We start from the raw sequence: 26,943 nt of genomic DNA on the forward strand, positions 1-26,943 counted from the left end.
CAGGCCGGGCACAGTTCTCGCCCGCCTGGGTTAACCCGCCTGAGTGTGGCGTTGCCTTCGATGAGGGCGGGCGTTACGGGCGGGCGACATCTACCAGCTGTTCTCTGAGTTGATAATGTTCCTTTTAGTTATATATTGTCACACTGTTGGACGGACGATAGAAAGGGTTATTAACCCGAAACGCATAATGAATAATGCCATGACTGAGAGTGATCTTATGAAACCTCCGGAGCAGAATGTTAAAGAACTTATACCCTGGCTTAGGGATAATCCAGTCTACGAAGTATTAGAACAGAGAAAACGCGAAGCCATGGAGATAATTCAGGATATTACCCAAAAAGAGTTGGAAATTATTGAAGAACTTCCAGATGACGTTAGAGAAATTATAAAGGTCCCAGACAGTGGAACCCTGATTAGGGACTTTTAGTATAATGTCACCCAGACTTCTTCTCCCTCAAGGTACCCCTCACTGTCTTCAGGGATTTCCACATAACCGTTGCTCTCCACGAGCGAGCTTATAAGTCCACTGCCCCTCTTCTTGATGGGCTTTGCCTTTCCACTCTCGTACCAGACCTTGACGAACTCGTATCTACCGAGCTGGCTCGGAACCCTATCGATTAGCGCCGCCTTAACCCGCGCCTCGTAGTTTCTGGCTCCAACCAGCTTGGCCAAGGCGTGCTTGACGTAAAGGTGGAACTGGGCAAACACTGCCACGGGATAACCGCTCATTATGAATACCCTCTCGCCGTAGCCTATCGGCCTTCCGGGTTTTATCGTCGTCCCGTGGAAGAGCAAGTTAACGAACCGGTGGGCGAAGTCCTTGTCCCCAAAGGCCGAACCGCCGGTGACGAGCACGAGGTCGTTCTCGGCCTTCGCCCGCTCGATTGCATTCCCTATCGCGTCTTCATTGTCAGGAACGACGCCGTAGAAGATGGGCTCGCCGAAGTACTGCCTCACGAGGCCCTTCAGCATGACGGAGTTGCTCTCAAGGATTTTGCCGGATTTCAAGGCATCTCCGTCGAACTCCTCAATAAGCTCGTCGCCTGTAACGATTATTCCAACCCTGGGCTTCCTCTTGACCTCAACGGTCTTGAAACCCACGCTCTTGAGAAGCGCGAGGTCCTGGGGCCTGAGTACCTGCCCCTTCCGCAGGATTACCTCCCCCTTCTTTACGTCCTCGCCTGCGAAGGCGACGTTCTGGCCGGGAGCAACGGGACGGAGAACCCTTATCACGTCCCCCTCGCGCTCTGCCATCTCCTGCATCAGAACCGCGTTCGCTCCCTCGGGCATCTTCGAGCCGGTCATGAGTTTCACGGCCGTTCCCGGCTCCACCTTCGCCCCGCTTTCCTCGCCAGCGACAATCTCGTCAACGACCCTCAGCTCGACGGGGCTGTATTCCCTCGCGGGGAAGGTGTCCTCAGCGCGTAAAGCGTAGCCGTCAACCGCCGAACGGTCAAAGGGCGGGTTGTCTATCGGTGAAACGATGTCCTCAGCCAGGACCCTGCCGAGGGCATCCTCGAGGGGAACTTCTTCGGTTTCTCTAATTTCGTTCAGGTCATCGAGGAGTAACTTTAGTGCCTCCCTGTAAGGAGTGAGGCGCTTGAACTCTCTCATTTTCACACCCCCAAAACTTTGAGGAAGTCAACCCTCGTGAAGTCGGAATCGAAGGTTGCAATCTTATCAACCCCGTAGCTCTTGCAGGTGAGAACTATCTGAGCATCGGAGGGCATTAGGTGGTATTTCTCCATGAAGACAACGTTCTTCAAATCTCCTCAGCCTCCCGAATAGCCCACTGAATCGTCTCCTCGTCGAACGTTCCAAGTGCCCCCCTGCAACTTTCGAAGGGGCCTTTGCCCTCTCGTCCTTCTGGGGGACATGTTTCTTAGCATCATCAACGCTCTCCATCGGCTTCACCCTTCGGGGATACGGGGTAACAGGCTATAAGGTTACTCCCTCCCGTGCTTGAGGACGTGGCCGGCCTCCCTGAGGATAATCTTTATTCCGGTCTTAGCCGCCCCGAGGCTTCCCGGGAGGCAGAAGACCGCCATCGCCCTTCCCGAGCTCCTGATGACGCCGGCGGTCGCCCTCGTCATTATCGCCGCCGTGCCTATCTCCTCGTAGCTCATCAGCCTGAAGATTTCGCCGAAGCCCGTGAGCTCCTTGTCGAAAAGCGGCCTCAGGCTCTCTATCGTCACGTCCCTGCTCGCTATTCCGGTCCCGCCGGAGGTAACGACAACATCAGCCCCCTTCTCGAAGGCCTCAACTACGGCACCTATTATCGCCATCTTCTCGTCCGGCACGACCCTGTAGAGAACCCGCTCGTGTCCCGCCTTCTCCAGCTCCTCGATGAGGAACTTCCCGCTGGCATCTTCCTTCTCGCCCCTGCTCGCGGTGTCGCTGACCGTTATGACAGCAAATCGAAACTTCCTGGGTGCCTTCCTCTTGTGCTCCTCAACGCCCATGTTACCACCGGGGTAAAATGTTCGGCGGCCTTAATAACCTTTCAGCAAACGGAAGCGTTTAACAGGGATACATTTTCTCTTGAAAGCCTCGCCCGTTAGGGCGGGGAGGAAGTCAGCGCAATGTTTCCGAGGAATCCCACGTAGGTAAGGGCGAAAAGGAGCTTGAAGCGCCTAAGCCAGCCCATATCATCACCCTAACAGCCCCAGTGCAGGCAGAACCGTTATTGCCATGCTCAAAAGCCCGCCGAGAATTAAAGCCGGAACCGTCTGCTTTTTCTCAATTCCGAGGAGGTAAGCCGCCAAAGCCCCGGTCCATATCCCCGTTCCGGGAAGAGGAATGGCAACGAAAATCGTGAGGCCGATGAAGCCCCACCTCTCCACGTAGGGGTGCGCCTTTTTTCGAACCCGCTCCACGTAGTGGAGGTAGAGGTGTGCCACCTTTCTGAGGGGCGTTTTTTCGAGCCAGAGCATTATCCGGTCTATGTAGGGGAGCAGTGCAGGCAGGAGAAGCGAGAGGGTGAGCACGCCGAGGGAAGCACTTAAGAGGGTTTCCCAGAGGGGGTAGCCCCTCCCTATGCCGTAAACTATCGCGTAGCGCCCCTCAAAGGTCGGCACGAGGGAGAGCAGGAAGACCTCGAGGAAGCTATTCAACGTCGAGCACCCCCAGTCCGAGCCTTGAGATTACCCGCCTGTAGAGCGGAAGCCACGAGTCCTGGGTGGCCTTGACGATGCTGTAGACCCACGGAGCTAGCAACAGGCTGAAGAGGACGTCGCCGAACCAGTGGACATGGAGGAGCAGCCGCGTTATCGCAACTCCGACCGCGAAGATAACTGCCAGGGGAGTTGCCCGCTTCCAGCGGTTCGAGGCGTAGACCGCGATTATTGCCCCTCTGTAGGTGTGGCCCGAGGGGAAGGAGTAGCCCCCGTGGTTGCGGGGTCTCGGCTCGTTGATTGCAACCTTGAGAACCCCGACTATGACGAGACCGACGAAGGCCGAGACGAGGAAAACGAGCGTCTCCCGCGAGAGCCTTCCCGAGTTCCTGATGTCGAGGTAGATGACAGCGATTGCGAAGGGAACGAGGAACAGGTCGCTTCCGAAAGCCGTCAGGACGTTCATCAGGCCCGGGTTCGGCGATGGAAGGAGCGCGTCCACCCGGGAGTTCATGCCGGCCATTAAACCCGTGAGCTGAAGGACAAGAACGAGAACCAGCAACGCCGTGTTCAGCAGGAACTTCCAGTTCTTGAGGGATTCGCTGGACATGGATTGGAGAAAGAGTTTGAGCTAAAAAGCTTTTCTAAATCAGCCCCTCGTTGTAGAGTCCGTGGTAAACCTTGAGAAGGGCCCCCCGAACCCTCTTCGGTCCGAAGGTTCTGACGGCCTTTCCGAGGCCCTCGTTGTAGATACGGCGCATTATGAAGTCCGTTTCGCGGTTGAAGTTAAGCCTGTCCTGGTTTTCGAGGTAGAGGCGCGCTATCTCCTCCGGCTCGCGGTAGTTGAGGCCCTTGAGCCACTTGAGGGGGATTCCGTCCCTGAAGGCCTTGACGACCTCGAAGCCTATTACGGTGACCTCGTCGTCCCCGTAAAGCTCGCCGTAGATTTTGTTCAGCTCGCGGAGGAGCTCCTTAACGTCGGAGAAGCCGTCGAGCTTGGCGTCTTCGTTGGTGAGCTCTCTAACCTTCTTCCGCTCAACCTTCGTGATTCTGACCTTCGCTATGGCAGTGTCGCTCGGCGTTACCACGAGATAAACCTCGCTTCCAGGTTTCGCCTCGTAGCTACCGTAGCGTATCGTCGTGACTTTGTCTCCCCTCAGGATTCTTGACTTGTATGAGCTGTCAATCAGCATGAACTTCCGAATCTGAACGCTCTTCTTCCTCATCGTTGAGTCCCCTCACAATCTTCGGAACCTCTTCAAGGCTCTCAATCGTGAAGTCGGCGTAGTCGAGGTAGTCGAGCTCCCTGTCGCGGTATTTTCCATAGCGGAACCAGACGGTCCTCATACCCACCTGCTTAGCCCCGTAGATGTCCGAGTAAAGCCTGTCGCCGACCATCAGGGCCTCTTCGGGCCTGACACCGAGCTTCCTGAGGGCCCGCTTAAAAATCTTTGGATGAGGCTTCTTGACGCCGAGGTAGTCCGAGATAAACACCTCGTCAAAGAACTCGTCGAGTTCGAGGCGGAGTATCTTCTCCCACTGCTTTATCGGGTCGCCGTCGGTGATTATTGCGAGAAGGTAACCCTCTTTCTTGAGCTCGAGGAGGACCTTCCGCGCGCCCCGGACGCTCTTTAGGTAGGCGAACTTCGTGTTGTGGTAGGCTATAACACCGGAGGCAATCCACTTGGGGTTGTTGGGGAGCTCAAGACGCCTGAGGAGGTAATCGAAGTGCCTGTTGAAGTTGCTACCGTACTCGGCTATCAGCTCAAGAAGCTCGCTGTAGGCGGTTTCGAAGTCAACGGGGAGGCCGTGGCGTATCATGTTCTCTATCGCGTTTCGACGTGCCATCTCAGCTAAGCGGGTGGTGTCAACAATCGTGTCGTCAAGGTCGAACAGGACTGCCTTAATCATACCCCGACCCCTTGGTTCCTTCTCCTCACGACTATTTAACGTTGCCGATGTCAAGGAAGAGTCCTCTTTTCCCTCTGGTCTGTTTTTTCGCCTCCCTCACAGCCCTGAAGTACTCGTCTTCTCTTCTCAACTCTTCGAGGAGCTCCTCCAGCGTCCAGCTAAGGTTCGTCTCAGTCGTCGTCGCGAAGATTACCCTTCCTTCAGCCAGCTTCCTGACATCACCTATGACCCTCTTGATACCCTCGTTGTCGAGATCGTGCATGATGACGAACCTTTCACCGGTCCAGTCAAGGTTCCCGTCCTCAGTGGTTCTTTCGAGTATCTCCGTCAGGGTGAGCTTCCTGAAGTGCTCGGGAACCGGCAGAATCGGATAGCCGAGCTTTGCAATCCTCTCGATTTCCTCCTCGGTAAAACCTATCAGGAGCAGCTTCATCTTAACTCCCTCACGAGCTCAACGAGCTTTGGAAGGACTTCAGCCGCCTTCCCGCGCAGGAAAACGTCCGCAATAGGCGTTATTCCGCTCCTCTCGACGTTCACCTCGATAACCCTACCGCCGTGCTCCTTAACTATGTAAGGTATGTACGCGGCGGGATACACTACGCCGCTCGTTCCGACGACGATGACCGCGTCGGCCTTCTCCGCCAGCCGAAAGGCTTCTTCCAAAGTCCCCCGCGGCAGGGCCTCCCCGAACCAGACCACGTCGGGCCTGAGGAGGGAGCCGCAACGGGGGCACCTCGGAAGGTCCTTTGAGTCCACGAACTCATGAACCCGGCCGCTCTCCTTCAAGTTCTCCCTGTAGGGGCAAGAGGTACAGCGAACCCGAAAGATGTTTCCGTGGAGCTCTATGGGGTTCCTTGTTCCTGCCTCGCGGTGCAGGTCGTCAACGTTCTGCGTGATTACGGCTTTGAGAACTCCCATTCTCTCAAGTTCTGCCAGGGCGTAGTGGGCGGGGTTCGGCTTCGCATCCAGAATCCTGCGCATCCTCCACCTGTAAAACTCCCAGACGAGGCGAGGGTCCCTATCGAAGGCTTCGGGCGTTGCGAGCTCTTCTGGACGATAGCGCTTCCACAGGCCGTTGGAGCCTCTGAACGTTGGAACACCGCTTTCGGCACTGATTCCCGCACCGGTAAAGGCTATGGCAAAGCGGGACCTTGCCAGGATTTTAGCGGCGTGTCCCTTCATGCCATCCCCTAATCAAGTGGAATTTAAAAACCCTACTAAAGGTTAAGCTCTATAAACAAAAACATCGAAGGATATTAGAAGCAACCTTCAGCCTTCCGAGCGAGGGTTTAAATTGTGTTCATCGGTGCATTGGACGGAGGTGATGCGAGATGCCGATTACCGATGGAACCCCGAGGAGCAAGGTCACTACCTCACACGGCCGTTACTACTCGGAGAGACTGGCGGCCCAGAGGCGGAAAAAGCTCATCCTGATTCAGAACCTCAGGAAGAGGAAAGCGGTGAGGGGGCTTAGGGTAAGCACGATTCGCGTTGAGAAGAAGCGCATAACAAAGGGAGAAGCTCTGGCAATCCTAGTCGGGACCCAGATAGGCGCTGGAGTGCTCGGCCTGCCCTACGCCGCCAGCAAAGTCGGTCTGATTCCGGCCATGCTCGTCCTCTTTGGCGTCATGGTGCTCATGCTGGCGACTGGCTTCATAGTCCTCAAGTTCTCGGCAGGAATGGGGGGGGCGCAGATGAGCACCATAGCCCAGCGCGTCCTCGGAAAGGCCGGCGGCTGGCTGATGTACGTCAGCATATTCATTATGAGCTTCGGAGCCATCTTAGCTTACATAGCGGGGATGGGAAGCGTTTTCGCAAGCCTCTTCGGGATAAGTGAAACTGCAGGAGCGTTCATCTTTTGGGTTCTCGCCTCGATAGTCGTTTACCGCGGTCTTGAGGCGAGCGGAAAGACCGAACTGGCCATGAGCTACATAATGCTTGCCCTCTTCATAGCGGTCACCGTGATGCTCGTTCCCCATGCGAAGCTGAGCAACGGCCTCTACACCGACCTCTCGGGAATCCTAAGCATAACGGGTGTTGCCATCTTCGCCCTCGGCTGTCACACGGTGATTCCCGACGTCTACAAGGGCCTCGGAAGCTACGAGGAGACCAAGAAGGTCCTCGTCTGGGCCTTCATCATACCGACTGCAATTTACGCCATATTTATGGCGGCGTTCCTGCTGGCCTTCGGAAAGAACACGCCACAGATTGCCACCCAGGGGCTCCAGTGGCTCTATGGAAGGCTTGGAAAGATAATCGGCAACCTCATTCCCCTACTTGCCATAACGACGAGCTACATAGGGATAGCCCTGGCACAGCAGAGCAACAACGAGGAGTTTGTGAAGCTCAAAAGGCCCGTTGCGTGGGCCCTAACCGTTATCCCGCCAGCGGCAGTGTACTTCGCAGGAATCAAGAACTTCGCGGACGTCCTGGCCTTCGCCGGCGACACTGGAGACATGATGGCCTTTATAATCCTGCCGATACTCATCTGGCTCGTTGACAAGCTGAGAAAACGCTAAAAGCGTCCCCTCTTTTCTTTATCCGGTGGTGGTCATGCCGAGGGTCTTCATCACGCGCGCGATTCCCGAGAACGGCATCGAGCTTTTGAGGGAGCACTTCGAGGTCGAGGTCTGGCCAGAGGAACGGGAAATCCCGAGGGAGGTTTTGCTCGAAAAGGTCCGCGATGCTGACGCGCTCGTCACGATGCTCAGCGAGAGGATTGACAGGGAGGTCTTCGACAACGCCCCGAAGCTCAGAATCGTCGCGAACTACGCTGTGGGCTACGACAACATAGACGTCGAGGAGGCAACGCGGAGGGGAATCTACGTAACGAACACTCCAGACGTCCTCACCGACGCGACGGCGGACTTCGCGTGGACGCTTCTCCTAGCGACGGCGAGAAGGTTAATCGAGGCCGATAACTTCACGCGCTCCGGCGAGTGGAAGCGGAAGGGCATCGCCTGGCATCCGCGCTGGTTCTTGGGCTACGACGTTTACGGCAAAACCATCGGAATCATTGGCTTCGGTAGAATCGGGCAGGCAGTGGCGAAACGTGCCAGGGGCTTCGGCATGAGAATCCTCTACTACTCCCGCACGAGGAAGCCAGAGGCGGAGAAGGAACTCAACGCAGAGTTCAAGCCCCTCAACGAGCTCCTGAGCGAGAGCGACTTCGTGGTTCTGGCCGTCCCACTGACGAGGGAAACATACCACATGATAGGCGAGAATGAATTTAGACTCATGAAGGAAACGGCAATTCTCGTGAACATAGCGCGCGGAAAGGTCGTTGACACGGAAGCGCTCATCAAGGCCCTTAGGGAGGGCTGGATTGCCGGAGCTGGTTTAGACGTCTATGAGGAGGAGCCCTACTACAACGAAGAGCTCTTCAGCCTGAAGAACGTGGTCTTGGCGCCCCACATCGGTAGCGCGACCTTCGGGGCCAGAGAAGGCATGGCCGAGCTCGTGGCGAGGAACCTCATCGCATTCAAGAACGGCCAGATTCCGCCGACATTGGTTAACAGGGACGTTGTGAAGGTCAGGAAGCCGGGGTTCGACTGAACCCCGTCCTTTTTGGGCGATGATGACGACACCCTCGGCTGACGGTGATGAGCTGGACCCGTGCCTGAGCCCTAAATGAGTGCTTTGAACCTCTTCGCGTCCCTGCACATGTCGTTGTTGTTGAAGAAGACGAAGCTCTCTCCGCGATTCCAGCCGAGGACGCGCTCTCGAACTTTTTGCAGTTCCCCGTCGCTGTAGGAGTGCCGGTAAATTATCCGCCCGTTCTCGTAGCGCCCATGAAGGCGGTAGTAGTTCGTCTCCCCGCTGTGGAGCGGAATCCTCACGAGCGGGTCGGTCACGTCTATGACGTCGAAGGCCCTAACGAAGCGCTTAACGCCCTTCTCGCTCCAGCCCCTCAGCTCAACGGCTATCTCGAAGCTTCCCCTGTCAATCATCTCGAAGAACCTTTCCGCGCTGGCGAAACTCTCCTCGCTCTCCTTGAAGCTCTTCGGTAACTGAATTAGAATGAAGCGCGCGCCAAGGGTTTCGGCCTCCTTCAGCGTCAGGCGCCAGAAGTGAAGCACTTCGCTCGTTGGCCTGAGAAGGCCGACGTTTTTGCTCGGCTTCACGTTGCTCCTCCGCCACGTCGGGCTGTTCGGTGGGTGCGTTACGCCCTGAAAGGCTTTCATCGCGAAGGTAAAACCTTCCGGAGCTTCCTTCCTCCAGCGCTCGAGGGTTTTCTCCTGGAGGATTCGGTAAAACGTCTGCTGAACCTCGACGGCATCGAAGTCCCGGAAGTATTTTGCCCTTCCTTCGCAGAAGCCACACGTTCCGACCTTAATCATTTCCATCACTCCAGCGGTTCCCTTCCGTAGCGCAGGAAGTTCAGGTAAGCCTCGTCCTCGCCAACTATCGCGCTCAGGATTGCGTCAACGTATGCATCAAACTCCCTCTTCTTGATTACGACCGAGTGGTGCGCGTACTCGAGCGGAATCACGTATTCGTCTTCGGCCACCGAGAGGATTTTTGCCAGCGTCTCCTCGAAGTCCTGCCCCTCCGGAACCTCGAGGAGGTAAATCAATCCTCCATCGGCGAAGCGAACGTAGGCCGGCCTTATCCTCGCGCCCTCTATCTTCCTTCCGTCGAGGACGAGAATCTCTCGAAGGTTCTCGAAAAAGCCGTGCTCCATGAGGTCGAGGATTAACTGAGCAAGGGCCTCCTTCTTGCCGACCTTCGACGAGAAGCGCAGGTAACCGCTCTTATCGGTCAGTGAAGCAACGACCGGCGTGTCCACCATTATTGGGACCTTCTTCAGTTTCTCCCTCTCGGCTACCGTCCCTATGACGTCGGAGCGGTAGAAGGTCTTGGCTATCGAGGCTATCTCGTTTCCCAAAAGCCTGTCGAGGGCGTGGAGGTATTCAAGGTATTCGAAGAGGACTATCAGGTTTTCGGCATCCACAACCCACCAGATTTTTCCACGAATGCTCCTTGAGCCCTTCTCCTCCAGTATCTTGAAGATTGACTTTCCTTCCCTCCCGCGGGCGAGCAGAGATGGACCCGAGATGACGCCCTTTTTGAGCTCCCGCTTCCACTCCCTCCACTTGAGGTTCAGGGCATCAAGGAAGTCCAGTGAGGCCTCCAAGAGCGTCCTCCCGTGCCTCTCGTAGAGCTGGTTCGTGGTTGAGTTCGCGTAGCTCGGCGGTCTTATGAGGGCCCCGCTTATCGTGCCGTCCATGAGCACGAGGTCCGACATTTCCCCGACGAGGGCACCCATTCTCTTCTCCAGAGTGTCCATGTGAACCCTTATCCTGTCGTCCGCGTTGCTGTAGGGGAAGAGCGCCCCGATGTCGTTCCAGTAGTAGAGGTCGTCGCCGACAGCCGATGCGGAGACGGCGTAGATTATCGCCCCACTGAGCCTCTTGGCCATTCTACTGCCGTCAACGGCGTAAACCTTAGCTTTCTTCGGCTCGGGCAGGCTCTCCCAGCGGTAGTGCTTTCTCACAAGGGGAACGAGCTTTCCGAGCTCTTTCCTGCTCTCCCTGAGGAAGTGCCTGATTTCCTCGAGGTGCCTGTCGTCAATACGCTCCAAGGCTCTCCACCTCCACCCTCGCTTCACCGGCGTTGGTAACCCTTATCACGTAGTCAGCCGCGTCCTTCAGCTCCTCGTCGTGCGAAACGATGATTACCTGAGGTATCTTCCTCAGCTGGCTCGATATAATCTCCACGAGCTTCTTCCTCCTCTCCTCGTCGAGAAACGGTGTCGGCTCGTCCAGTATGAGGAGCTCAAGGTTGCCCACCTTGTAGAGCGAGAGGGCAAGGCGGAAGGCCAGACCGAGCGCTATCCGCTCCCCACCGCTGAGGAAGTCTATTCCCACCTCGTTGCCCGCGTAGAGGACTTTGAGCTCAATCCTCTCCTTTCCGTACTTCTTCTCGCGCCTCAGCCTTATCCCCTGATACTTGCCCTCGGTCATCTCCGAGAACAGCTCTCCGGCCAGCTTTTGCACCTCTTCAAGGCCCCTCAGCTCTTCCTCCGCCTTCAGCCGGGCTACCTTCTCCCTGAAGGCCGTCAGGTCTGCCAGCGCCTTCTCGACGAGTTCGAGCTCTTTCTCGGCCTTTTCAATCTCCGCGAGGTTCGCCTTCAGCTCGTCTATTAAGCGAGCTATCTCATCCCTCAGGTTTTCTGCCCCCTCACGCTCGGCCCTCGCCCTCTCAAGCGCCCGCGACTTCTCAAGGTATTCCCTCTCGGCCCTCTCAAAGTCCTCCTCCGAGAAGTCCTTTTTAGCTTCCTCGAGCTCACTCCTTACCTTTCCGAGCTCGGCCTTCAGGCGCTCCATGTTCGCCCTTGATTCATCGGCCTTCCTCCGCTCGACGTCGAGCTTCTTCTCGAGGGCTTCAATCCTCCTCGGAACGTCCTTCAGCGAGAGGAACTCGCGGTAGGGCTTCTCAAGCTCCTTAATTTTGTCTTCCACTTCCTCGAAGGACTTAAATCCCCTCTCGGAGAGCCTCTTTAGAATGTCGGCCTTTCTCTCCTCGAGGGCCTGGAGTTGCTTCTTTACTTCTTCCGTTTCCTTCTCAAGGCCCTCGAGCTCCTCAAGCCTCTCCCTCACGCCCCGGATTTCCTTCTTGAGGCCGATGAGCTTCTCCTTCGTTTCCTCGAAGAGCTCGGCGTCCTTTTCCAGTTCTTCAACGCCAAGTTCCTCAAGCCTCTCCTCGGCTTCTCTGAGCAGGTCAGCCGTCTTCTTGAGGCGGATTAGCTTTGGCTCCCTCGCGAGGAGCTTCCTGAGCTCGAGCTCGCGCTTTCTCAACCCTTCGAGTTCCCCCTCGAGGGTTTTAACTTCTCCCTCAATCCTCGATATCTCCGCCCTGTATTCTGTCAGGATTTCGCCTTCCTCGTGCTCGTCTATGGGCCTTCTGCAGAGGGGGCAGATTTTGGCCCCTTCCAGTCTCTCCATGTTGGCCATAAGCTCCGCCTTTTTCCCCTTCAGCGAGGCTATTTTCTCCCTGACCTTCGAAATCTCCTCCTGGAGTTTTTCAAGCTCCTCCTTGGCTTTCTCGATTTCGCCAAGCTCGTTCTCAAGCTTCTCGACGGTGTAGCCGGCCCTCTCAAGCTCCTTTCTGTGCTTCTCGACCTCGCCAAGGATTGACAGGGCGCGCTGGTAGAGCTTGTGCCTCTCCTTGAGCCTCTCGTATTCCTTCCTCGTCTCGACCTCTTTCTTCTTCAGCTCCTCAAGCCTCTTCTCCAGCTCAGCGCGCTTCGCGGTTTCCCTCTCGAGGGAGCGGAGCTTTTCCCTCAGCGAGGAAAGCCCAACCTCGACCTTCGAGAGCTCGTCCTTCAGTTTGAGAAGTCTGCCGAGCTCGGTGTACTCCTCGGCGAGGGGCTTCAGCTCCTCGAGTCTCGCCTTCTTCTCCTTCAGCTCCTCCAGCTCGAGCTTCAGCTCCTCAATTCTCTTATCCCTCTCCCTCAAAAGTTTCTCCTCGCTCGCCAGCGATTTTTCGAGGAGCGCTATCCTCTTTTCGAGGCCGGCTATCAGCTCCTTTCTTTCCTTCATCTCTTGATAGAGCTTGGAAAGCCTCTCGACCTCGGCCGAAAGCTCCCTTTCCCTCTTCCTCAGCTCGCTAATCTTCCTCAGCGTCTCGGCGAACCTCTTCTCGGCCTCGCGGAGGTTCTCCTCGATTTCGGCTTTCCTCTCGATGAGCCTCTTGAGGTTCTCCTTCCTCCTCTTCAGCTCGCGGATTACCTCCCCCGAGTTCCTCTCGGCGTTCTCGTAGTCCTCTATGCCGAGAACCTTGCGCAGAACCTTCTCCATGACCTCGCGGTTGGTGATTATGCCCTCAATCTCGCCCTGTCGAATGTAGAGCGCGTTCGTGTAGACCTGCAGGGGATAAACGTTCCGCTCGACCCAGCGCGCTATATCTGAGCTCTTCTCCGCGATGAGCCTTCCGTTCTCGAGGAGCTCGCTCTTCTTCGTTGTTCTGGTTATGCGGTAGGTTTTGCCGTTGTGCTCAAATTCCAGGCTCAGGGAAAGCTCCCCGGTTCCGACGCGGGCGTTGGCCTTCAGGTAACCCTTCGGGAAGCTCGGGTGTCCGAGGTAAAGCGAGGCGAAGATGGCCTCAAGGATTGAGCTCTTTCCCGCTCCATTCTGGCCTATTATCAGGTTTATGCCGTCGCTGAACTCGACAACGCTTTTCCTGTGGGCCCTGAAGTTCCGAATCTCGATTTTCCTGACCCTCATCGCCTACCACCCCTCAGCCACGCGTCGAGGCTCGACGGCTTTGCCGGCTTCGGTTTCTTCTCGGTCTTCTTTTCGGGTTTTGGCTTTTCCTGTTTCTCTCCCTTCGGAGTTGCTTTCACGTGCTTTTCCTCTTTCGGCCGTTTCTTTTCGACAACCTCTTTCTTCGGCTCTTCCACTGGTTTGCGGGCCCTTGCGCTCATCTCCGCCGGAACGCCGAGGCGGTACTTCTCAAGGAGCCAGTCCATGAACTCGTCGAGCGGGAACTCCTTCGGTTCGCTCCTCATGTGGAGGAAGAGCTCCCTCTCCCACTCGGTCAGTATCTCCTCGCCCACGCGCTCCTTCGAGATTATCGCCTCGCCCGTGACCCTGCTCCTGAAGGCGTAGTAGGCTATGCCCGAATCCTTCAGCAGGTCGTTGAACTCCGCCAAACTAACGCCACCCTTCACCGTTCCCTCGAGGTAGATGATTGCAACGGCATCTTTCGGAATCAGTCCCGCTACCTCCTCAACCTTTCGCCTGAGCTCGGCCTTTGAGTTTCCCGACACCGTAACGCGGTAGAAGGGTCTCGTTTCGACCTCGACGAACTCCGGCCGGAAGTCCTCAACGATGTAGAAGCCCTTCGGCTGGTTGTTTTCCCTGACCTTCGGCTTCTTGTCCTTCTCGCCGTAGACTATTACGTGGCTCGCCTCCCTCACGTCGGTTCTCTCGAGTGAACCGGGATAAACGACTGGCCCGTTCAAGCCGGTCTGCTCCGGTTCGGCTATTTTCCTCACGTGTATGTGCCCGAGGGCGTAGTAGGAGAAGCCCTCTGGGAGTTCGCTCAGCCTCAGGTCGAAGGCGTCCTGATAAGGGGTGTCCTTCGCGAGGTAGTCAACGGCCTGATGGAGCATCAAGATATCGCCTTTCTTGAAGAGGGCCTTCAGGACGTTGGTGTTGCCCCTTATGAGTTGCCAGCGCGTGTGATGCCTCAGGCCGTAGATTTTGAGGTCTCCAACCTCGGCCCAGACGAGGTAGCGGTCCGCTATTTTTTTGCTCCGCAGGAACTCGTCCCTCTTTTCCTCCCTCCTGAGGCCGAGGGTCCTTAGAAGGCCGAGGTGCTCGAGCAGGTCGAAGACGGAAGCTTCCCGAATCGTCTTGTCGTGGTTGCCCTCGATGGCAAAGACCGGGATTTCCCTTCTCCTCGGGATTTCGAGTATCTCAACCGCATCGCGCAGGGCCTTCGGCGACGGCCTGCTCACGTGGAACAAATCGCCGGCGATGAGTATGAAGTCCACGTTAGCTTTAACGGCCTTCTCAACCGCCTCGCGGAAGGCCCTAACGTAGTCCTCGTAGCGGAAGGGCTGGTTGAACTGCTCTCGGCCGAGATGGGCATCGGCTATGTGCGCGAACCTCATCTTAACACCTCACAGCGGGAGGGCGCTTATGGCCTCTTCCTCGCTAACCTCTTCCTCCTTTCCTTCAAGCCACTCCTCAACGATGTCTATGTCCCTGCCACCGTAGTGGCCGTTGAAATCCTTCTCGAAGTTATAAATCTTTACCATCGCCGGAATTGTGATGGCGTAGCCGACTATAACCGCTTCACCGACGCCCAGGGAGGCTATATCGCTCAGCAGGTCCTCGCTTATCTGCTCGCTCGCCTGCTGGACGTAGCGCTGGTCGTTGGGCTCAACCAGCTTGAGTATTATCTTGGTGTTGGTCTGGCTGAGTATGTCGTCGTCCAGCTTCTTCGGTCTCTGGGACACTATTCCAAGGCCGACGCCGAACTTCCTGCCCTCTCGCGCTATCTTGCCGAGCCACAGGGTTGCGGGGTTCTTCTCGCCCCTCGGCGCGAATATGTGTGCTTCCTCAACTATGACGAGGATTGGCTTTTTCACGGCCGGGTAAGCTTCCAGTATCTCCCTCGCGGTGAGCCTGTCGTTGGTTCTGACGGCTTTGAGGTACTCGATGCGGTTTTTGAGTATGCCCCTCAGAACGAAGCTCGCGAGCGTTATCATCTGCTCCTCTTCCATTCCGCTGAGGTCTATGACGTTCACCATGCCGGGCCTTATCTCGCCGAGAACATCTACCGGGCTTATGAACTCGCCGAAGTTGGCCTTCAGCTCGCCTATGTAGTCCTTCAGCCTTATCAGGGAGTCCAAATCCCTCGCCTGAATCTTTCTCGGCGTCTCTATGCCCTTCTCGTTGTAGTAGTAGATTACCTTGTCGTCGGTGTTCTCGTAAACCCTAATCCACTCCTCTATCTTGTCCTCCATCGCCTCAAGAAAGGGCAGACCGCCGACGACCTTTCCGTCCCTTCTCATCTCCTCCTTAACGGTTCTGTAAACGAGCCCGAGGAAGCGCCTCTGAAGGCTCGCGTTTTCGGCTATTCCCAAAAGCGTTGCCAGCTCGCTCAGCCTTATCCTTCCGGGGTCTATCGTGGCCTTTATCGGGTTGACGCGCGCCCCGGGCCAGCTCAACCTCTGATACTCGCCGTGGGGGTCGAGGATTACGACGGTCGCGTTCACGTTGTCCACGAGCTCCTTGGTGAGAACCGCTATCGTGTTGGACTTGCCCGCTCCGGTAACGGCCAGAACCGCGAAGTGCCTCGAAACGAGCCTGTTGGCGTCGAGGCGGACCTCTATGTTGCCCCTCGCGATGAGCTTTCCAATCCTGAGGTGGCCGTTGGCGAAGATTCTCTCCAAATCCTCGTCTCTGGCCAGATAAACTCTCTCGCCGGGTTTTATGGGAACGCGGTTTGGCGCCGGTTTCACCAGAAACTCGCCGTCCCTCGTTCTAAGCACGCCGAGAACCTTGGCGGTAGCCAGTATCTCCTCGCTCTTGTCGAGGATTCCGCGCGAGAAAACGTTGACGGTTTTTTCAACGTAGTCGTAGCTTCCCCTTCCGGCTTCCATAAGCCAGTTGAGGTTTCTGATGGACTTAAGGAGAGCCAAAACCTCGTCTCCCTCGCGGTTTTTGACGACGAGGAACTCGCCGAAGCGCGGGAGCTCGTTCTTGGGGTTGACTATGAAAGTGAAGTGGTCGGTGCTCGATTCACCGAACACTATTCCAACCGAAGCGTCGCGACCCTCCATATTACCACCTTGAGTTGATTCGCCCGGCCGAAAACAAAAACCTTTCGATGCCGAAAGGGTTTTTATTGGCTTCCCCAATCCACCACGCCCGATGACGAGCTACTCCCGGCTGAGCGGTGATGAGCCACCTACCGGCCGAGGGCTTTTAAGGTCAAAGCGGAAGTTCCAACCATGAGAATCCTCCTCGTCACGGGAAAACTTGCCGAACCACTCGTGAGGAAGTACGGGAAAGGCTGCGACGTCCTCGTTACGCCGGTCAGCGTCGCGGCTTTCTTAACTCCCGAGCTGATAGTCCGCTACCTGAAGAAGGCCGGCGTTAGGAGTGAGGACTACGACTTAATTCTGATTCCCGGTCTCGTCAGGGGTTCAGCTCAACCCATCGAGGACGAAATTGGGATTCCAACGTTCAAGGGGCCGAGAAATGCGATGGATTTACCTGCCGTGCTGAGGGCATTGGAGAAGGGTTTCAGGCTGAGCAAGGAGAAGCCGGCGGACGAGCTCTTCTCCCTCGATGGCCTAAAGAAGGTCGAGGACATCAGGAACAAGACTAAGGACAGGCGCTACATCGAGAGGGCCCTTAAAAGGCCCTGGAACGTCCTCATCGGCAACCTGCCGGTTGGAAGGGACTTCCCGACGAGGATTCTCGGCGAGGTCGTTGACGCCCCGAAACTCGGCGTAGATGGTACCGTTGAGAAGGCCCTCTACTACCTCCGTGAGGGGGCGGATATAATCGACATTGGAATGGTTGCTGGAGAAACGAACCTCGATTTCATTGAGCTGATTCCCGAAATCCGCGGGAGGCTCAAAGAGAGGGGCTTTGAGGTTCCAATCAGCTTCGATTCTCTCAACACCGCTGAAATCGAGAAAGCCTTAAGCTATGCGGACCTCTTCCTCAGCGTTGATGAGAGCAACATTGGGGAACTCGTCACCGATAAGCCGGTCGTTCTAATCCCGACGAACCAGAGGAAGGGCTTCTTCCCCATCAGGCCCTCGGAGAGAGTTGAGTTCCTTGAGAGGCTCAGGGAGAAAGCTCTGGATTTGGGCTACAGGACTCTAATCCCGGATTTAATCCTCGAGCAGGTTCCCCACTTAGCGCGCTCAATTACGGCATTCCAGCTCTACCGCGGGAGGAACCCGGACGACGTTCTCTTAGCTGGAGTCGGCAACGTGGTGGAGCTCTACGACGCGGACAGCGTGGGGATGAACGCCCTACTGGCAGGAATCGCGAAGGAGCTCTCAATAAACCTGCTCCTCACCACTGAGACGAGCGCAAAGGCTAAGGGCTCCGTCAGGGAGCTGAGAAGAGCAGTAGATATGAACCTCTTCGAGACCCCGAAGGATTTGGGCTTCGACCTGCTCATCCTGAAGGAGAAGAGAACCAAGGAGTGGCGCTTTGAGCCGGCTCGGGAGGTCGTTGAGGCGAGGGAAAGACCCGTCCAGCTTGAGCCCATCTACTTCCGCATCTGGGTTGAAGGCGGGAGAATCTGGGTGAACGCCCATAGAGGAACGGAAGCGGTTCTCACCATCGTCGGCGACGAGCCGAACGCGATAATAGACACGATTCTTGAGCGCTTCGAGATAAGCCCGAGGCACTCCTTCTACCTCGGCCGGGAGCTGGAGAGGGCATACACTGCGTTAAAATTGAGGAGGAGCTACGTTCAGGAGGTTGAGCTGTTCCCGGAGTTTTATCTGGACAAACTTGAGTAATGATATACATGTAATTTTTGGTCGATTCCTTCTTTCTGGCGTTGCGTTGATGAGCCAAGTGCTTTTAATGAATTGGGGTTTTGCGTTAAGATTTCAGCCAAGAATTCACCATAAATTTTTGTTTTTCCAAATGTATTCATTGTTAATTATTACCTTACAAGACTTTTTAGCCAGAATGGAGACGCAATAACACTTGCTGTTCAATAGTTTCTTATCTGAGCGTTTTAAACTGCAGAAGGTGGTCTGAAAATGCCCGTTCATATTTTACGTTATGTAAGAGTATTAACATGTACAATTTTGACAAAACAGGCTTTGTCTTCCGTTTTATCCCAATATGGGGCAGTTCCAGAGAATTTTAAACGAAAAAACCGAGATGCGCTGGTTTTCAAACTTCAAACAAACAAAGCAGGATGACACCTTTTCTCGGATTCTTGCGCTGTTTCCGAGGAGTGCGGTGGGACGAAAACAGCTGACCTATGGACGTTCCGTGAAACACGCTTTGATAAAGCCAAAATTACAAATTCTACGGGTGCTGTTCCTTACTCACCCTATTCCCTTCGGCAGATTTCCCAGATTGCATTTTTACAATACGTAATAGTCTAAAAAGCGACCCCTAATCTCTCTGAATCCAAAGCATTCAAAGGCGCAAAACTTATATACCAGTTTCGCTCTCTCCTTTAATGTCCAGAGGACGAAAAAATCGGACCGTTTCAGAACTAGCGTAGCTTTGGAAACCAGGTCTTTCTTTATCTCTTCGAGGTTTTCCTTTAGGTTTCAGAACTAGCGTAGCTTTGGAAACCTTTATTACCGTTTCTATCATACAGCAACACCTCCAAATAGTTTTTCACAGTTTCAGAACTAGCGTAGCTTTGGAAACTTGGAAACACGGTGGGATGGCAGGGATTTAAGAAAAAGCCGGGACTTAGGTCGTTACCGAAGGTTCTGCATCGCCGGCTTCCTGAAGAGCTCGTCGAGCTCCGCCCGCTTGGCCCTGATTTCCTCGTATAAGTCCACAACCTCACCTTTCCCTGGGTACTTCATCTTCAACGTCATCAGGAGTCCCTCCAGGAAGCTCAGAATCGAGAGCTTTATGTAGTCCTCGCCCTTCTTGGTCTCAAGCCCCTCGTTTAAAGCTATGAACGAGTCCAGCCTCGCTATTAAAGCCTCTTCACCGAGTTCCTTCAAAAGCGCCCGAACCTTTTCGGCCTCTTCGACCTTCATACTTTCACCCCCAGAGCAAAGAACTCGATGGCCTTTTTCTCGGTTTCCCTCTCGACATCTTCAAACTCCAGCCCCTGAAGCTTGGCTATCCACTCAACCGCAACGCGAACGTTGCACGGGACGTTGCGCTGTCCCTTGAAGGGGCTCATGTATGGACTGTCTGTCTCGGCTAAAAGGTAATCCACGTCTATAGCCTCGGCAACGGCCCTCACCTCGGGGATGAAGACTATCCCTGTGTTTATCCCTATGACGTGGCCGTTCTCGACTATCTCTTTAGCAAGCTCGACGCTCCCGGCGTAGGAGTGGAAGTAAGCCCTAACGCCCGCCCTTTGAACCAGTTCGTACGCCTCTCCCTCGGCCTCCCTCGCGTGTATCACGACCGGAAGGTCGAGCTCAACGGCCAGCTCGAGGAAGTGCCTGAAGATTTCGCGCTGGTTTTCCCTCTGCCTTTCGTTCTCGGCGTAGTGGTAGTCGAGGCCTATCTCCCCGATGGCGACTATCTCTTTCGAGTGCTCCCTGATGAAGTCCTCGACCTTCCTCACCTTCTCCCAGTTGCCCCTCCTGGCCTCGTTGGGGTGGTAGCCGAGGGTCGGGAAGATGAAGCCGAAGTATGGCCTGAGCAGTTCCCAGCTCTTCCAGACGTGGGCCTTCCGGTACTCGGTTATTGAGTCTACCACTGCCCTGAGCTCTTTCCGGCACTCTTCGATAACCTTCGGAGCGTCCTTTTTGTAGAACTCGAAGTGGGCGTGTGCGTCAATCATGCTCCCTCGTTAAGTCGGGAACAGAAAAGCTTTTCCCTGGTGTGTCCAAGTAACTTTGGGCGTTGGTCATGGAGCGGGACCCGAGTGAGGTAATGAAGGAAATCGTGAATCGTCTGAAAAATCTTTCAGCTAAAGAGTTGCTGAGCTACGCGATTTTCAATGAGAGGGATGAGGTTGAGTACTACGCCGAACTCGCAAAGAGGGCCAAGCGCAGGAGTGTGAAGGTCCTCTTCAGGAAAATGAGCGAGGAGAGCAAGGTTCATGAGAACATGCTTCGCGAGCTCTTCAAAAAGCTCTTCCCCGGTGAGGAGCCTGTGAAGGTTGACGCCCCTCCGGTGGAGGTCTACCCGTTCTACCCCGAGTTCGAGAGCGCCGAGGATTACGTCTCCGCCCTGCGCTACTGTATGGAGAGCGAGCTCTTCGCAAAGCAGACCTACGAGCTCCTTGCGAGCGTTGCCCGGGACGAGGAGGTCAGGAAGCTTGCACTCGACCTCGCGGCTATGGAGCAGGGGCATTACGAGGAGATAAAGCGGGTCTACGACCTTATGGAGGCCTTTGAGCGGAGGCACAGTTCTCCCTGGGAGCTCGACTCCGGAGCTTACCTGCTCACGGACGACGTCAAGGCGAGGTACTTCCTCCTCGACTTTCTCGACGAGCCGAAGGAGCTCCTTGCCCTCGTCCGCGAGAATCCCCACAGGTTCAGGGAGTTCATAGAGGGCTCCGGAAGGGTGTTCTGGATTACAAAGACGGACGTGGAGGGTGCCGTTCCTCCAGAACTCCTGCCCGATATGAGGAACGAGCTGTCCCGCTTCTTCAGGGAATGCTCGTCGCGGGAACGGCGCGGCGTCGTGTTCCTCCAGAACCTCGGCTACCTCGTTAGCCAGCTCGGCTTCAAGGACACCCTTGACTTCGTTCTCTACGTCAAAGACCTCGCAATCATCAACGACGGCTACCTCATAGTGACGGCGATTCCAGAGGCGTTCGAGAAGAAGGAGTGGGCAATTCTCACGTCGGAGCTCGAGCTAATCTCTTGAGCGCCTCTCCCACACCACTTTCCCGTCTTTCCGGACAACCCGAATTATCCTGTGGTATGGAATCTGTGTCTCGCCGATGAAGAAGTAGCCGTGTCCCAGCTCAATAATCTCGACGGGGATTTTCTTCTCGTTTCCATACGCTCCCCGATGCTCGATAACAATGTAGTAGTCCCTCTCGTCCTCCCTCGGGTCGTGCTTAATCTTCGCCAGAACCTCCTTCAGGGAACCCTTCCTCATAGGAACCTCCTCACGGTTTCTATGTTCCCGCGCCAGTCCTTTATCACCCACCCGTGCCCGGGCAGGCCGAAGTCGACTTCAAGCTCCGCCAGCCTCTCGATGCTTCTCTTCAGCTCCTCCCTGTTTCCGGTTGGCAAATCCGTCCTCCCGACGGTTCCATTGAATATCGTGTCGCCGGTGAAGATTAGCTTGACTTCCCCGTCAAGGTAGAGACAGGAGCTTCCCGCTGTGTGGCCCGGCGTGTGGAGCAGGAGCAGTTTTCTCTTGCCAACCCTAAGGTAGTCGCCATCATCGAGCTTGATGTCAACATCATGCCCCGGAAACCTCTTCCCGTAGGCGTAGTCGAGGATTATCCTTCCATCGGCGCGCTCAAGGGCTTCTGCTGTTTTCCTGTGCGAAGCGAAGAGAACCTCGACGCCGAGCCTCTCGAAGAGCTCCTTCATTGCAAGGTTTCCGCCAACGTGGTCGAAGTGCTCGTGCGTGTTGAATATCACGACCTTCCTTAGGCCGTCGAGATAGCCCTCACCGAGCCACAGGGAGAAATAGCGGTCGACGTTCTCGCCCGTGCCCGTGTCGATGATGAGGGCTTCCTTTCCGGAGCGGAAGAGGTAGACGTTGGAGTCCCAGCCAAGGCCCTTCAGCATCACCGTGTTGGGCGGAATCTCGATTGGGAACAGGTCGGGGTAGATTACCTCAAGGTTCTCCAAGCTCCCACCTCCAAAAGGGCTCGAGGGGGGACCGCGTCTTCATCTCGGGGGGAGCGAGTCCCCGTCAGGAGGGATGAATCTCATCATCGCCCGGAGTGGTTTTGGGGCGGTGGTTTATAAGGTATTGGTTTTAGTCACTGACATGAGCCTCTCGAAAATAAAGGTCGAGCTTGAGAAAATTGGGAGAAAATATGGAATGGGCTGGGAGCGCTTCTACTATCACGCTGAAGTCACAAACGACTGGAAACCTTTGCTTGAGGTGGCCACGCCAGGGGGATACTCGATGATTTGATGCGGCTCTTCGAGCTGGACGAAGAACACAGAAAGCTCACCGGCAGAAGTCTTCTCAAGCCGCTCGACGAGAGATGGCACAAATAGTCATCGGAGGCCCCACTCGGTCCCCTCCGCGGTCTCTCGGGCGGGCCAACGGGGGAACGGCGTTCGCCAAACCCGCCTCACGAGGACACTGGGCCTCACTCGGCAGGTAGCCCCCGCATACCGGGTTTGCTTCAAGACTCTATTTATACCGTTCGAGGTGGGTTTATAAACTCCTCTCCCAAAACCCATTAGGTGAACCAAATGAAGACCGAGAGAGCAAAGGAGATACTCCTTCAGCTTTTGAAGATACCCTCGCCTTCGGGCAGGGAGGACAGGCTCATGCTCCACATCATGGAGTTCCTGCACAGGCTCGACTACGACGTCAAGATAGAGAGCGATGGCGAGATAATAGACCTCGTCGTGAACCCGGAAGCCGAGCTGTTTTACGAGGTCCACGTTGACACCATACCGATTCGCGCAGAGCCCTTCGTCAGGGGCAACATAATTTACGGCACCGGCGCGAGCGACATCAAGGGCGGAGCGGCCGCGATTCTGCTCATGCTCGAGGAGCTGAGGAAGGAAAACAAAGACCTCAACGTCGGCATCGTCTTCGTCAGCGACGAGGAACTCGGCGGTCGCGGGAGCGCGCTCTTCATGGAGCGCTACAGGCCCAAGATGGCCGTCGTTCTGGAGCCGACCGACCTTGAGGTCCACATAGCCCACGCAGGCAACATCGAGGCCTACTTCGAGGTGGACGGCAAAGAAGCCCACGGCGCCTGCCCGGAGAGCGGTGTGAACGCGATTGAAGAGACATATAAGATGCTAGAGGAGCTCAAGAAGCTCGAACCCTTCAAGGCCAGGGGCGAGTTCTTCGACCCGCACATAGGGGTTCAGGAGCTCGTCTGCGAGAACCCCGTCTACTTAATCCCCGCCCTGTGCAAGGGAAGGCTCGAGGCGAGGCTTCTGCCCGAGCAGGAGGTCGAGGACGTTCTAGATTTAATGGACCCGATACTCGATGAGTACACCAAGAGCTATGAGTACACCGAGATATGGGACGGCTACAGGCTCGAGCCGGACGAGGAGATAGTCCAGCTGGCCAAGAAGGCGATGGACAAGACGGGCCTCGACGAGTTCGGCGGAATGAGGAGCTGGACGGACGCGATAAATTTCATGTACAACGGAACGAGGACGATAGTCTTCGGCCCCGGCAACCTCGACATCTCGCACACCAAGTTCGAGCGCATAGACGTCAGGGACGTCGTTACCGCCAGCGAGTTCCTCAAGGCCCTCAACGAGATTTACGGTGGAAGTTAGAATATCCTGCACTATCCTGCCATGGAGCTCTCGCCTTTGCGGACCGTTGAAACGTTACTCTGAGACGCTTTTCCTCGCCCTGCCTTTCCTTTACCGCCCCCAACCTTTACCATTCCAAAGCCCACCGAATTCTTCTCACCGAAACCAACGAGGTAACCGACCCGGAGGAGCTCCTCGCTCCCCCTTGCCCTGAATATCAAGTGCCAGGCGCGCTGGAAGATTCCGGGTTTGACTTGGATGCGTTTTGGCTTTGCAAGGAGAACTTTGAACTCGATGTCCCTCTCATCTGGGAGTATCCCGTAGAGGGCCGTGTACTTCTCCATCAGGTTCTCGACTATATTTTCGTAGAACTCCGGCTCCGTTGGGTTGAGGTCGTAGCGTTTTACTCTCCCAATCTCCTGTCTCAGTGTCGTCACCGCTATGGGAGAAAGGGTTATCATCTTTTTTCCGCTGAACCTCTTTGGTTCAGCTATTGATTTAACGCTCTCGACCGTGAAGCGCTCCCCCCAAAGGACAACCTCTGGCTCCTGGAGGAGTCCTCCGAGAAACGCCTCCGCTATCTCTGGGACGGCAGTGGAGAAGTAGAAGTAGCCCCTACCGTAGCCATAGAAGTAGAGCTTGCCGTATTCAAACTCACGCCTCTCGGCCATGAAGAGGGAGAACGTGAAGAACTTGGGGACTTTTGGGTTGTGTAGCCTTAAGCTGAGCTCCGGATTGGTACGCTGGACCCTCCGGTATATCAATCCCTGAAGGTAGTGCAGATGATTAAACGGTACCTTGAAAGGTTCACTCTCAGGTGTTAGCCGTATTGCAAATCTCAAAGTATCACCTCACGTACTATTTGGTTAAGGAATTATCATTGTAGGATGAATTTTAGAATTTATAAAGTTTTCCAGAAATTGTAGAATCTACAACGAAGCTGCAAGGAGGTTATCCAAAGAGTTAGGTAGAAGTAGAAGTTAAAAAGGGAGGGAACTTCAAAGAAGCATCCTCGCGTCGACGGCCACAGCAGAGTCCTCGTAGGCGAAAATCGGGTTGATGTCGAGCTCCCTAATCTCGGGGAGCTCGAGGGCGAGCTCGCCGACCTTGACGATGATGTCGGCCAGGGCCTCGATGTCCACCGGCTTCTCACCGCGCGCTCCGGCGAGAATCGGGTAGGCCTTGATTTCCTTAATCATCTCAAGGGCTTCCTCCTTGGTAATCGGGGCGACGCGGAAGGAAACGTCCTTGAGAATCTCGACGAAGATTCCACCGAGACCGAACATGATGGCCGGACCGAACTGCGGGTCGCGTATCATACCGACGATGACTTCCTTGCCGAGCGGGAGCATCTTGTAGATTATGACGCCCCAGAGGTCGGCGTCGGGCTTGTACTTCCTGGCGTTCTCCATGATGGTTCTGAAGGCCTCCCTGGCTTCCTCATCGTTCTTGATGTTGACCTTAACACCACCGGCGTCGCTCTTGTGGATAATCTGCGGAGAAACGATTTTCATGACGACGGGGTAGCCGATTTCACGGGCGAACTTAACAGCCTCCTCCTCGTTGGTCGCGACCTTGAAGTCCGGAACCGGGACGCCGTAAAGGCGGAGTATCTCCTTCGCCTCGGGCTCAACGAGGGGCCTGTTCTCGGCCTTGGCCTTCTCGATTATCTTCCTTGCCTCTTCGACACGGCTCATCTCAATCACCTCGTAAGCTTGACGTTTATCACTCAGAGGGGAAGGTTAAAAGGGTTTCCATTTGCAAAGTTTTGGTTCAAGCCCAGTTGAAGCCATGGGTGACTATAAATAGGACAATGGCCAAAGTTAATTGGTGAACAGTATGAGGAAAAGGTTCTTTCCCTTGGTCGTTTCGCTCGTTGTCATTGTTCTCGTTGCCCTCTCCTTCCAGGGTGAGAAGGCCTCGACGAGCGACGTTACGGTTGCACTCTACAGCTCGGCGAGCGTTGGGGTCGTCGAGCGAACCCTTGAAGTGGAGCTGAAGGCCGGGATAAACGAGGTTCCGCTGAAGGAGCTTTCCGGCCTGAACCTGGCGGAGGTCAGCGTCAGACCCCTCGACGACGGCGTCTCGGTCATGGGGCTCTTCGGTAGCGGTGAGAGCAAAGTTGGGGGCGATGTTGAGGTCGGCCTGAAGAACGGGAAGGTTATAACAGGGAAATATCTCGGAACCAGGGACGGGAAAATAGCGGTCGAGGGGGACGGCTACTACCTGATAAACCCGAACGAGGTCGCCTACTTCAAAACGAAAGACCTCGAAGGGTCGAGCGTTTACGCCGTCCTCAGGTCGGAGAAGACCGGAAAGTTCAGGGTGAGCGTCACCTACCGCGTCTCGGGAATAAGCTGGGAGAGCAGGTACAGGCTGTACATCGGCGACCAGGCCGAGCTCAGGGGTTACGTTGTCATAAAGAACCCCACAGCCAGGGAGTTCAGCGATGCCAAAGTTCTCCTCGTCGCTGGAGACGTCAACTTTTACTCCACATACTCACAGCCGGTGGTTCTCTACGCTAAGGCCGGGGAAACGAGCGAGGTAACGGTTGGCTCCCCTGAGAAGGTCGAGGCCTTCTACCTCTACCGCCTCGGCGTTGCGGACATCAAAGCGGGGAGCACGATGGTCTACCCCTACATCGAGCTGAGGGCTCCTTTCACGAGGGAGTACCTCTACGAGAGCTGGGCCTACAGCGGTGAGAGACCCGTCTACGAGTCGATTTCCTTCAAGACGGACAAAGTTCTTCCAGCTGGAATCGTGGAGATTTTCAGGGAAACTCGGGACGGGGAGCTCTTCATAGGCGAGTCGAGAATCGAGCACACACCCGAGGGCGATACCGTCAGGATAGGCATCGGCAGGGACTACGAGCTCAAAGGCACTACGACCGTCCTCGAGCGGAGCGACGACGGCAGGCACTACAAAATCAGGATAACCCTCCAGAACTTCGGGAACGAGACGAAAACCGTCATCGTCAGGCACCACAAGTGGGGTAAGATGACCTACGCCAGCCTTCAGCCCCTCGACGAGACGGCCGACTACGTCGAGTTCTCGGTGACCCTGAAGCCTGGGGAAAAGAGGGAGATAACCTTTGAGTACGGGAGCTAGCTCTTTCGCAGGGTTATCTCGAAGCTCTTATCCCCTTTTGTCACGTCCATGACGAGGCTCTTGTCGTAGTCTATGAACTTCGTGCCCACGATGTTGTAGCCCTCCTTCCTGAGGAAGTCGGCCATCTTGAGCCCGAGGTCGTCGAAGAACTCGGCCGCCATCGTGGCCAGGCTCGGCTCCTTTATCCCAAGCTCGTCGTGATACCTCCTCGCCAGCTCAAAAACGTCGCTCATG

At 55.6% G+C, this 26,943-nt stretch carries 29 protein-coding genes; 8 read left to right on the forward strand and 21 right to left on the reverse strand.

Annotated features, from left to right (window positions below; all coding sequences use genetic code 11):
• Window positions 1–199: 199 nt before the first annotated feature.
• Window positions 200–427: a hypothetical protein gene (locus CS910_RS07460; protein ID WP_145955383.1), complete on the forward strand. Its 228-nt coding sequence runs from the start codon at window positions 200–202 to the stop codon at window positions 425–427.
• Here the strand turns inward: CS910_RS07460 and CS910_RS07465 are convergent.
• From CS910_RS07465 to cobB, 9 genes are all read right to left on the reverse strand, one after another.
• A complete protein-coding gene (locus CS910_RS07465) occupies window positions 424–1,614 on the reverse strand; it encodes a molybdopterin molybdotransferase MoeA (RefSeq protein WP_099210789.1) in 1,191 nt (396 codons plus the stop codon). The genes CS910_RS07460 and CS910_RS07465 overlap by 4 nt on opposite strands.
• Window positions 1,615–1,616: 2 nt before the next feature.
• A complete protein-coding gene (locus tag CS910_RS07470) occupies window positions 1,617–1,766 on the reverse strand; it encodes a PIN domain-containing protein (protein WP_223211944.1) in 150 nt (49 codons plus the stop codon).
• 180 nt (window positions 1,767–1,946) lie between these two features.
• Window positions 1,947–2,462 (reverse strand): MogA/MoaB family molybdenum cofactor biosynthesis protein, encoded by a 516-nt coding sequence (locus CS910_RS07475; RefSeq protein WP_099210791.1) that lies wholly within the window; start codon window positions 2,460–2,462, stop codon window positions 1,947–1,949.
• A 189-nt stretch (window positions 2,463–2,651) separates the two neighbouring features.
• Complete coding sequence (locus CS910_RS07480) at window positions 2,652–3,113, reverse strand: COG2426 family protein (protein ID WP_099210793.1); 462 nt, start codon at window positions 3,111–3,113, stop codon at window positions 2,652–2,654.
• Window positions 3,106–3,723: a phosphatase PAP2 family protein gene (locus tag CS910_RS07485; RefSeq protein WP_099210795.1), complete on the reverse strand. Its 618-nt coding sequence runs from the start codon at window positions 3,721–3,723 to the stop codon at window positions 3,106–3,108. The genes CS910_RS07480 and CS910_RS07485 overlap by 8 nt, the downstream gene beginning before the upstream one ends.
• Window positions 3,724–3,757: 34 nt before the next feature.
• A complete protein-coding gene (locus CS910_RS07490; RefSeq protein ID WP_099210797.1) occupies window positions 3,758–4,339 on the reverse strand; it encodes an ASCH domain-containing protein in 582 nt (193 codons plus the stop codon).
• Window positions 4,296–5,024: a TIGR02253 family HAD-type hydrolase gene (locus tag CS910_RS07495; protein ID WP_099210799.1), complete on the reverse strand. Its 729-nt coding sequence runs from the start codon at window positions 5,022–5,024 to the stop codon at window positions 4,296–4,298. Before CS910_RS07495 ends, CS910_RS07490 begins: the two co-directional genes overlap by 44 nt.
• 31 nt (window positions 5,025–5,055) lie before the next feature.
• Window positions 5,056–5,457, reverse strand: a complete 402-nt coding sequence (locus CS910_RS07500) for a DUF3783 domain-containing protein (protein WP_099210801.1) — start codon at window positions 5,455–5,457, stop codon at window positions 5,056–5,058.
• The gene (gene cobB / locus CS910_RS07505; protein WP_099210803.1) at window positions 5,454–6,206 is read right to left on the reverse strand and encodes an NAD-dependent protein deacetylase; all 753 of its coding nucleotides are present in this window, start codon (window positions 6,204–6,206) and stop codon (window positions 5,454–5,456) included. Before cobB ends, CS910_RS07500 begins: the two co-directional genes overlap by 4 nt.
• A 149-nt stretch (window positions 6,207–6,355) precedes the next feature.
• Between cobB and CS910_RS07510 the strand changes: the two genes are divergently transcribed.
• Window positions 6,356–7,543 (forward strand): aromatic amino acid transport family protein, encoded by a 1,188-nt coding sequence (locus CS910_RS07510; protein WP_099210804.1) that lies wholly within the window; start codon window positions 6,356–6,358, stop codon window positions 7,541–7,543.
• A 34-nt stretch (window positions 7,544–7,577) separates the two neighbouring features.
• On the forward strand, window positions 7,578–8,579 hold the full coding sequence (gene gyaR / locus CS910_RS07515; RefSeq protein ID WP_099210806.1) for a glyoxylate reductase: 1,002 nt from the start codon (window positions 7,578–7,580) through the stop codon (window positions 8,577–8,579).
• Between the two features lie 71 nt (window positions 8,580–8,650).
• Here gyaR and CS910_RS07520 read toward each other — a convergent pair whose 3' ends face one another.
• From CS910_RS07520 to CS910_RS07540, 5 genes are read right to left on the reverse strand one after another with little or no spacing between them, the layout of a single operon-like run.
• On the reverse strand, window positions 8,651–9,364 hold the full coding sequence (locus tag CS910_RS07520; protein ID WP_099210808.1) for a DUF72 domain-containing protein: 714 nt from the start codon (window positions 9,362–9,364) through the stop codon (window positions 8,651–8,653).
• A gap of 5 nt (window positions 9,365–9,369) precedes the next feature.
• Window positions 9,370–10,608, reverse strand: coding sequence for a DNA double-strand break repair nuclease NurA (locus tag CS910_RS07525; protein ID WP_099210810.1), 1,239 nt, complete (start codon window positions 10,606–10,608; stop codon window positions 9,370–9,372).
• The gene (rad50, locus tag CS910_RS07530; RefSeq protein ID WP_099210812.1) at window positions 10,595–13,252 is read right to left on the reverse strand and encodes a DNA double-strand break repair ATPase Rad50; all 2,658 of its coding nucleotides are present in this window, start codon (window positions 13,250–13,252) and stop codon (window positions 10,595–10,597) included. The genes CS910_RS07525 and rad50 overlap by 14 nt, the downstream gene beginning before the upstream one ends.
• On the reverse strand, window positions 13,249–14,646 hold the full coding sequence (locus CS910_RS07535) for a DNA repair exonuclease (protein ID WP_099210814.1): 1,398 nt from the start codon (window positions 14,644–14,646) through the stop codon (window positions 13,249–13,251). Before CS910_RS07535 ends, rad50 begins: the two co-directional genes overlap by 4 nt.
• A 9-nt stretch (window positions 14,647–14,655) precedes the next feature.
• A complete protein-coding gene (locus CS910_RS07540) occupies window positions 14,656–16,323 on the reverse strand; it encodes an ATP-binding protein (protein ID WP_099210816.1) in 1,668 nt (555 codons plus the stop codon).
• A 171-nt stretch (window positions 16,324–16,494) separates the two neighbouring features.
• Between CS910_RS07540 and CS910_RS07545 the strand changes: the two genes are divergently transcribed.
• A complete protein-coding gene (locus CS910_RS07545; RefSeq protein ID WP_099210818.1) occupies window positions 16,495–18,030 on the forward strand; it encodes a dihydropteroate synthase-like protein in 1,536 nt (511 codons plus the stop codon).
• Between the two features lie 930 nt (window positions 18,031–18,960).
• Here CS910_RS07545 and CS910_RS07550 read toward each other — a convergent pair.
• Complete coding sequence (locus tag CS910_RS07550) at window positions 18,961–19,251, reverse strand: DUF3216 domain-containing protein (RefSeq protein WP_099210820.1); 291 nt, start codon at window positions 19,249–19,251, stop codon at window positions 18,961–18,963.
• A complete protein-coding gene (locus tag CS910_RS07555; protein WP_099210822.1) occupies window positions 19,248–20,012 on the reverse strand; it encodes a YchF/TatD family DNA exonuclease in 765 nt (254 codons plus the stop codon). The genes CS910_RS07550 and CS910_RS07555 overlap by 4 nt, the downstream gene beginning before the upstream one ends.
• Window positions 20,013–20,080: 68 nt before the next feature.
• On the opposite strand from CS910_RS07555, the gene CS910_RS07560 reads away from it, so the two are divergent.
• The gene (locus CS910_RS07560) at window positions 20,081–21,046 is read left to right on the forward strand and encodes a DUF835 domain-containing protein (RefSeq protein WP_042690489.1); all 966 of its coding nucleotides are present in this window, start codon (window positions 20,081–20,083) and stop codon (window positions 21,044–21,046) included.
• On the opposite strand, the gene CS910_RS07565 is transcribed toward CS910_RS07560, so the two are convergent.
• On the reverse strand, window positions 21,035–21,283 hold the full coding sequence (locus tag CS910_RS07565) for a DUF504 domain-containing protein (protein WP_099210824.1): 249 nt from the start codon (window positions 21,281–21,283) through the stop codon (window positions 21,035–21,037). The two genes, CS910_RS07560 and CS910_RS07565, sit on opposite strands and share 12 nt — an antisense overlap.
• On the reverse strand, window positions 21,280–21,927 hold the full coding sequence (locus CS910_RS07570) for an MBL fold metallo-hydrolase (RefSeq protein ID WP_099212476.1): 648 nt from the start codon (window positions 21,925–21,927) through the stop codon (window positions 21,280–21,282). The genes CS910_RS07565 and CS910_RS07570 overlap by 4 nt, the downstream gene beginning before the upstream one ends.
• A gap of 205 nt (window positions 21,928–22,132) precedes the next feature.
• On the opposite strand from CS910_RS07570, the gene CS910_RS11905 reads away from it, so the two are divergent.
• On the forward strand, window positions 22,133–22,282 hold the full coding sequence (locus CS910_RS11905) for a hypothetical protein (protein WP_158523822.1): 150 nt from the start codon (window positions 22,133–22,135) through the stop codon (window positions 22,280–22,282).
• Between the two features lie 287 nt (window positions 22,283–22,569).
• On the forward strand, window positions 22,570–23,622 hold the full coding sequence (locus tag CS910_RS07575; protein ID WP_099210826.1) for a M20/M25/M40 family metallo-hydrolase: 1,053 nt from the start codon (window positions 22,570–22,572) through the stop codon (window positions 23,620–23,622).
• A gap of 11 nt (window positions 23,623–23,633) precedes the next feature.
• Here the strand turns inward: CS910_RS07575 and cas6 are convergent, their stop codons facing one another.
• Window positions 23,634–24,443, reverse strand: coding sequence for a CRISPR-associated endoribonuclease Cas6 (gene cas6, locus CS910_RS07580; protein WP_099210828.1), 810 nt, complete (start codon window positions 24,441–24,443; stop codon window positions 23,634–23,636).
• Window positions 24,444–24,599: 156 nt separating this feature from the next.
• A complete protein-coding gene (locus CS910_RS07585; protein WP_099210830.1) occupies window positions 24,600–25,298 on the reverse strand; it encodes an acetate--CoA ligase family protein in 699 nt (232 codons plus the stop codon).
• Between the two features lie 142 nt (window positions 25,299–25,440).
• On the opposite strand from CS910_RS07585, the gene CS910_RS07590 reads away from it, so the two are divergent.
• Window positions 25,441–26,709 (forward strand): DUF4139 domain-containing protein, encoded by a 1,269-nt coding sequence (locus CS910_RS07590; RefSeq protein ID WP_099210832.1) that lies wholly within the window; start codon window positions 25,441–25,443, stop codon window positions 26,707–26,709.
• Here CS910_RS07590 and CS910_RS07595 read toward each other — a convergent pair.
• Entirely contained in the window at window positions 26,706–26,942 is a 237-nt protein-coding gene (locus CS910_RS07595; RefSeq protein WP_099210834.1) for a hypothetical protein, read from the reverse strand. The genes CS910_RS07590 and CS910_RS07595 overlap by 4 nt on opposite strands.
• Window position 26,943 lies beyond the last annotated feature (1 nt).

This window comes from Thermococcus henrietii (assembly GCF_900198835.1).
GTDB classification, from domain to species: domain Archaea; phylum Methanobacteriota_B; class Thermococci; order Thermococcales; family Thermococcaceae; genus Thermococcus; species Thermococcus henrietii.

Bases quoted from the DNA above. Each gene is read 5' to 3' on its own strand.
- CS910_RS07460 (WP_145955383.1), top strand. From the start codon at position 200: ATGACTGAGAGTGATCTTATGAAACCTCCGGAGCAGAATGTTAAAGAA.
- CS910_RS07465 (WP_099210789.1), bottom strand. From the start codon at position 1,614: ATGAGAGAGTTCAAGCGCCTCACTCCTTACAGGGAGGCACTAAAGTTA.
- CS910_RS07475 (WP_099210791.1), bottom strand. From the start codon at position 2,462: ATGGGCGTTGAGGAGCACAAGAGGAAGGCACCCAGGAAGTTTCGATTT.
- CS910_RS07485 (WP_099210795.1), bottom strand. From the start codon at position 3,723: ATGTCCAGCGAATCCCTCAAGAACTGGAAGTTCCTGCTGAACACGGCG.
- CS910_RS07490 (WP_099210797.1), bottom strand. From the start codon at position 4,339: ATGAGGAAGAAGAGCGTTCAGATTCGGAAGTTCATGCTGATTGACAGC.
- CS910_RS07495 (WP_099210799.1), bottom strand. From the start codon at position 5,024: ATGATTAAGGCAGTCCTGTTCGACCTTGACGACACGATTGTTGACACC.
- CS910_RS07500 (WP_099210801.1), bottom strand. From the start codon at position 5,457: ATGAAGCTGCTCCTGATAGGTTTTACCGAGGAGGAAATCGAGAGGATT.
- cobB (WP_099210803.1), bottom strand. From the start codon at position 6,206: ATGAAGGGACACGCCGCTAAAATCCTGGCAAGGTCCCGCTTTGCCATA.
- CS910_RS07510 (WP_099210804.1), top strand. From the start codon at position 6,356: ATGCCGATTACCGATGGAACCCCGAGGAGCAAGGTCACTACCTCACAC.
- gyaR (WP_099210806.1), top strand. From the start codon at position 7,578: ATGCCGAGGGTCTTCATCACGCGCGCGATTCCCGAGAACGGCATCGAG.
- CS910_RS07520 (WP_099210808.1), bottom strand. From the start codon at position 9,364: ATGATTAAGGTCGGAACGTGTGGCTTCTGCGAAGGAAGGGCAAAATAC.
- rad50 (WP_099210812.1), bottom strand. From the start codon at position 13,252: ATGAGGGTCAGGAAAATCGAGATTCGGAACTTCAGGGCCCACAGGAAA.
- CS910_RS07535 (WP_099210814.1), bottom strand. From the start codon at position 14,646: ATGAGGTTCGCGCACATAGCCGATGCCCATCTCGGCCGAGAGCAGTTC.
- CS910_RS07540 (WP_099210816.1), bottom strand. From the start codon at position 16,323: ATGGAGGGTCGCGACGCTTCGGTTGGAATAGTGTTCGGTGAATCGAGC.
- CS910_RS07545 (WP_099210818.1), top strand. From the start codon at position 16,495: ATGAGAATCCTCCTCGTCACGGGAAAACTTGCCGAACCACTCGTGAGG.
- CS910_RS07550 (WP_099210820.1), bottom strand. From the start codon at position 19,251: ATGAAGGTCGAAGAGGCCGAAAAGGTTCGGGCGCTTTTGAAGGAACTC.
- CS910_RS07555 (WP_099210822.1), bottom strand. From the start codon at position 20,012: ATGATTGACGCACACGCCCACTTCGAGTTCTACAAAAAGGACGCTCCG.
- CS910_RS07560 (WP_042690489.1), top strand. From the start codon at position 20,081: ATGGAGCGGGACCCGAGTGAGGTAATGAAGGAAATCGTGAATCGTCTG.
- CS910_RS07565 (WP_099210824.1), bottom strand. From the start codon at position 21,283: ATGAGGAAGGGTTCCCTGAAGGAGGTTCTGGCGAAGATTAAGCACGAC.
- CS910_RS07570 (WP_099212476.1), bottom strand. From the start codon at position 21,927: ATGCTGAAGGGCCTTGGCTGGGACTCCAACGTCTACCTCTTCCGCTCC.
- CS910_RS11905 (WP_158523822.1), top strand. From the start codon at position 22,133: ATGAGCCTCTCGAAAATAAAGGTCGAGCTTGAGAAAATTGGGAGAAAA.
- CS910_RS07575 (WP_099210826.1), top strand. From the start codon at position 22,570: ATGAAGACCGAGAGAGCAAAGGAGATACTCCTTCAGCTTTTGAAGATA.
- CS910_RS07585 (WP_099210830.1), bottom strand. From the start codon at position 25,298: ATGAGCCGTGTCGAAGAGGCAAGGAAGATAATCGAGAAGGCCAAGGCC.
- CS910_RS07590 (WP_099210832.1), top strand. From the start codon at position 25,441: ATGAGGAAAAGGTTCTTTCCCTTGGTCGTTTCGCTCGTTGTCATTGTT.
- CS910_RS07595 (WP_099210834.1), bottom strand. From the start codon at position 26,942: ATGAGCGACGTTTTTGAGCTGGCGAGGAGGTATCACGACGAGCTTGGG.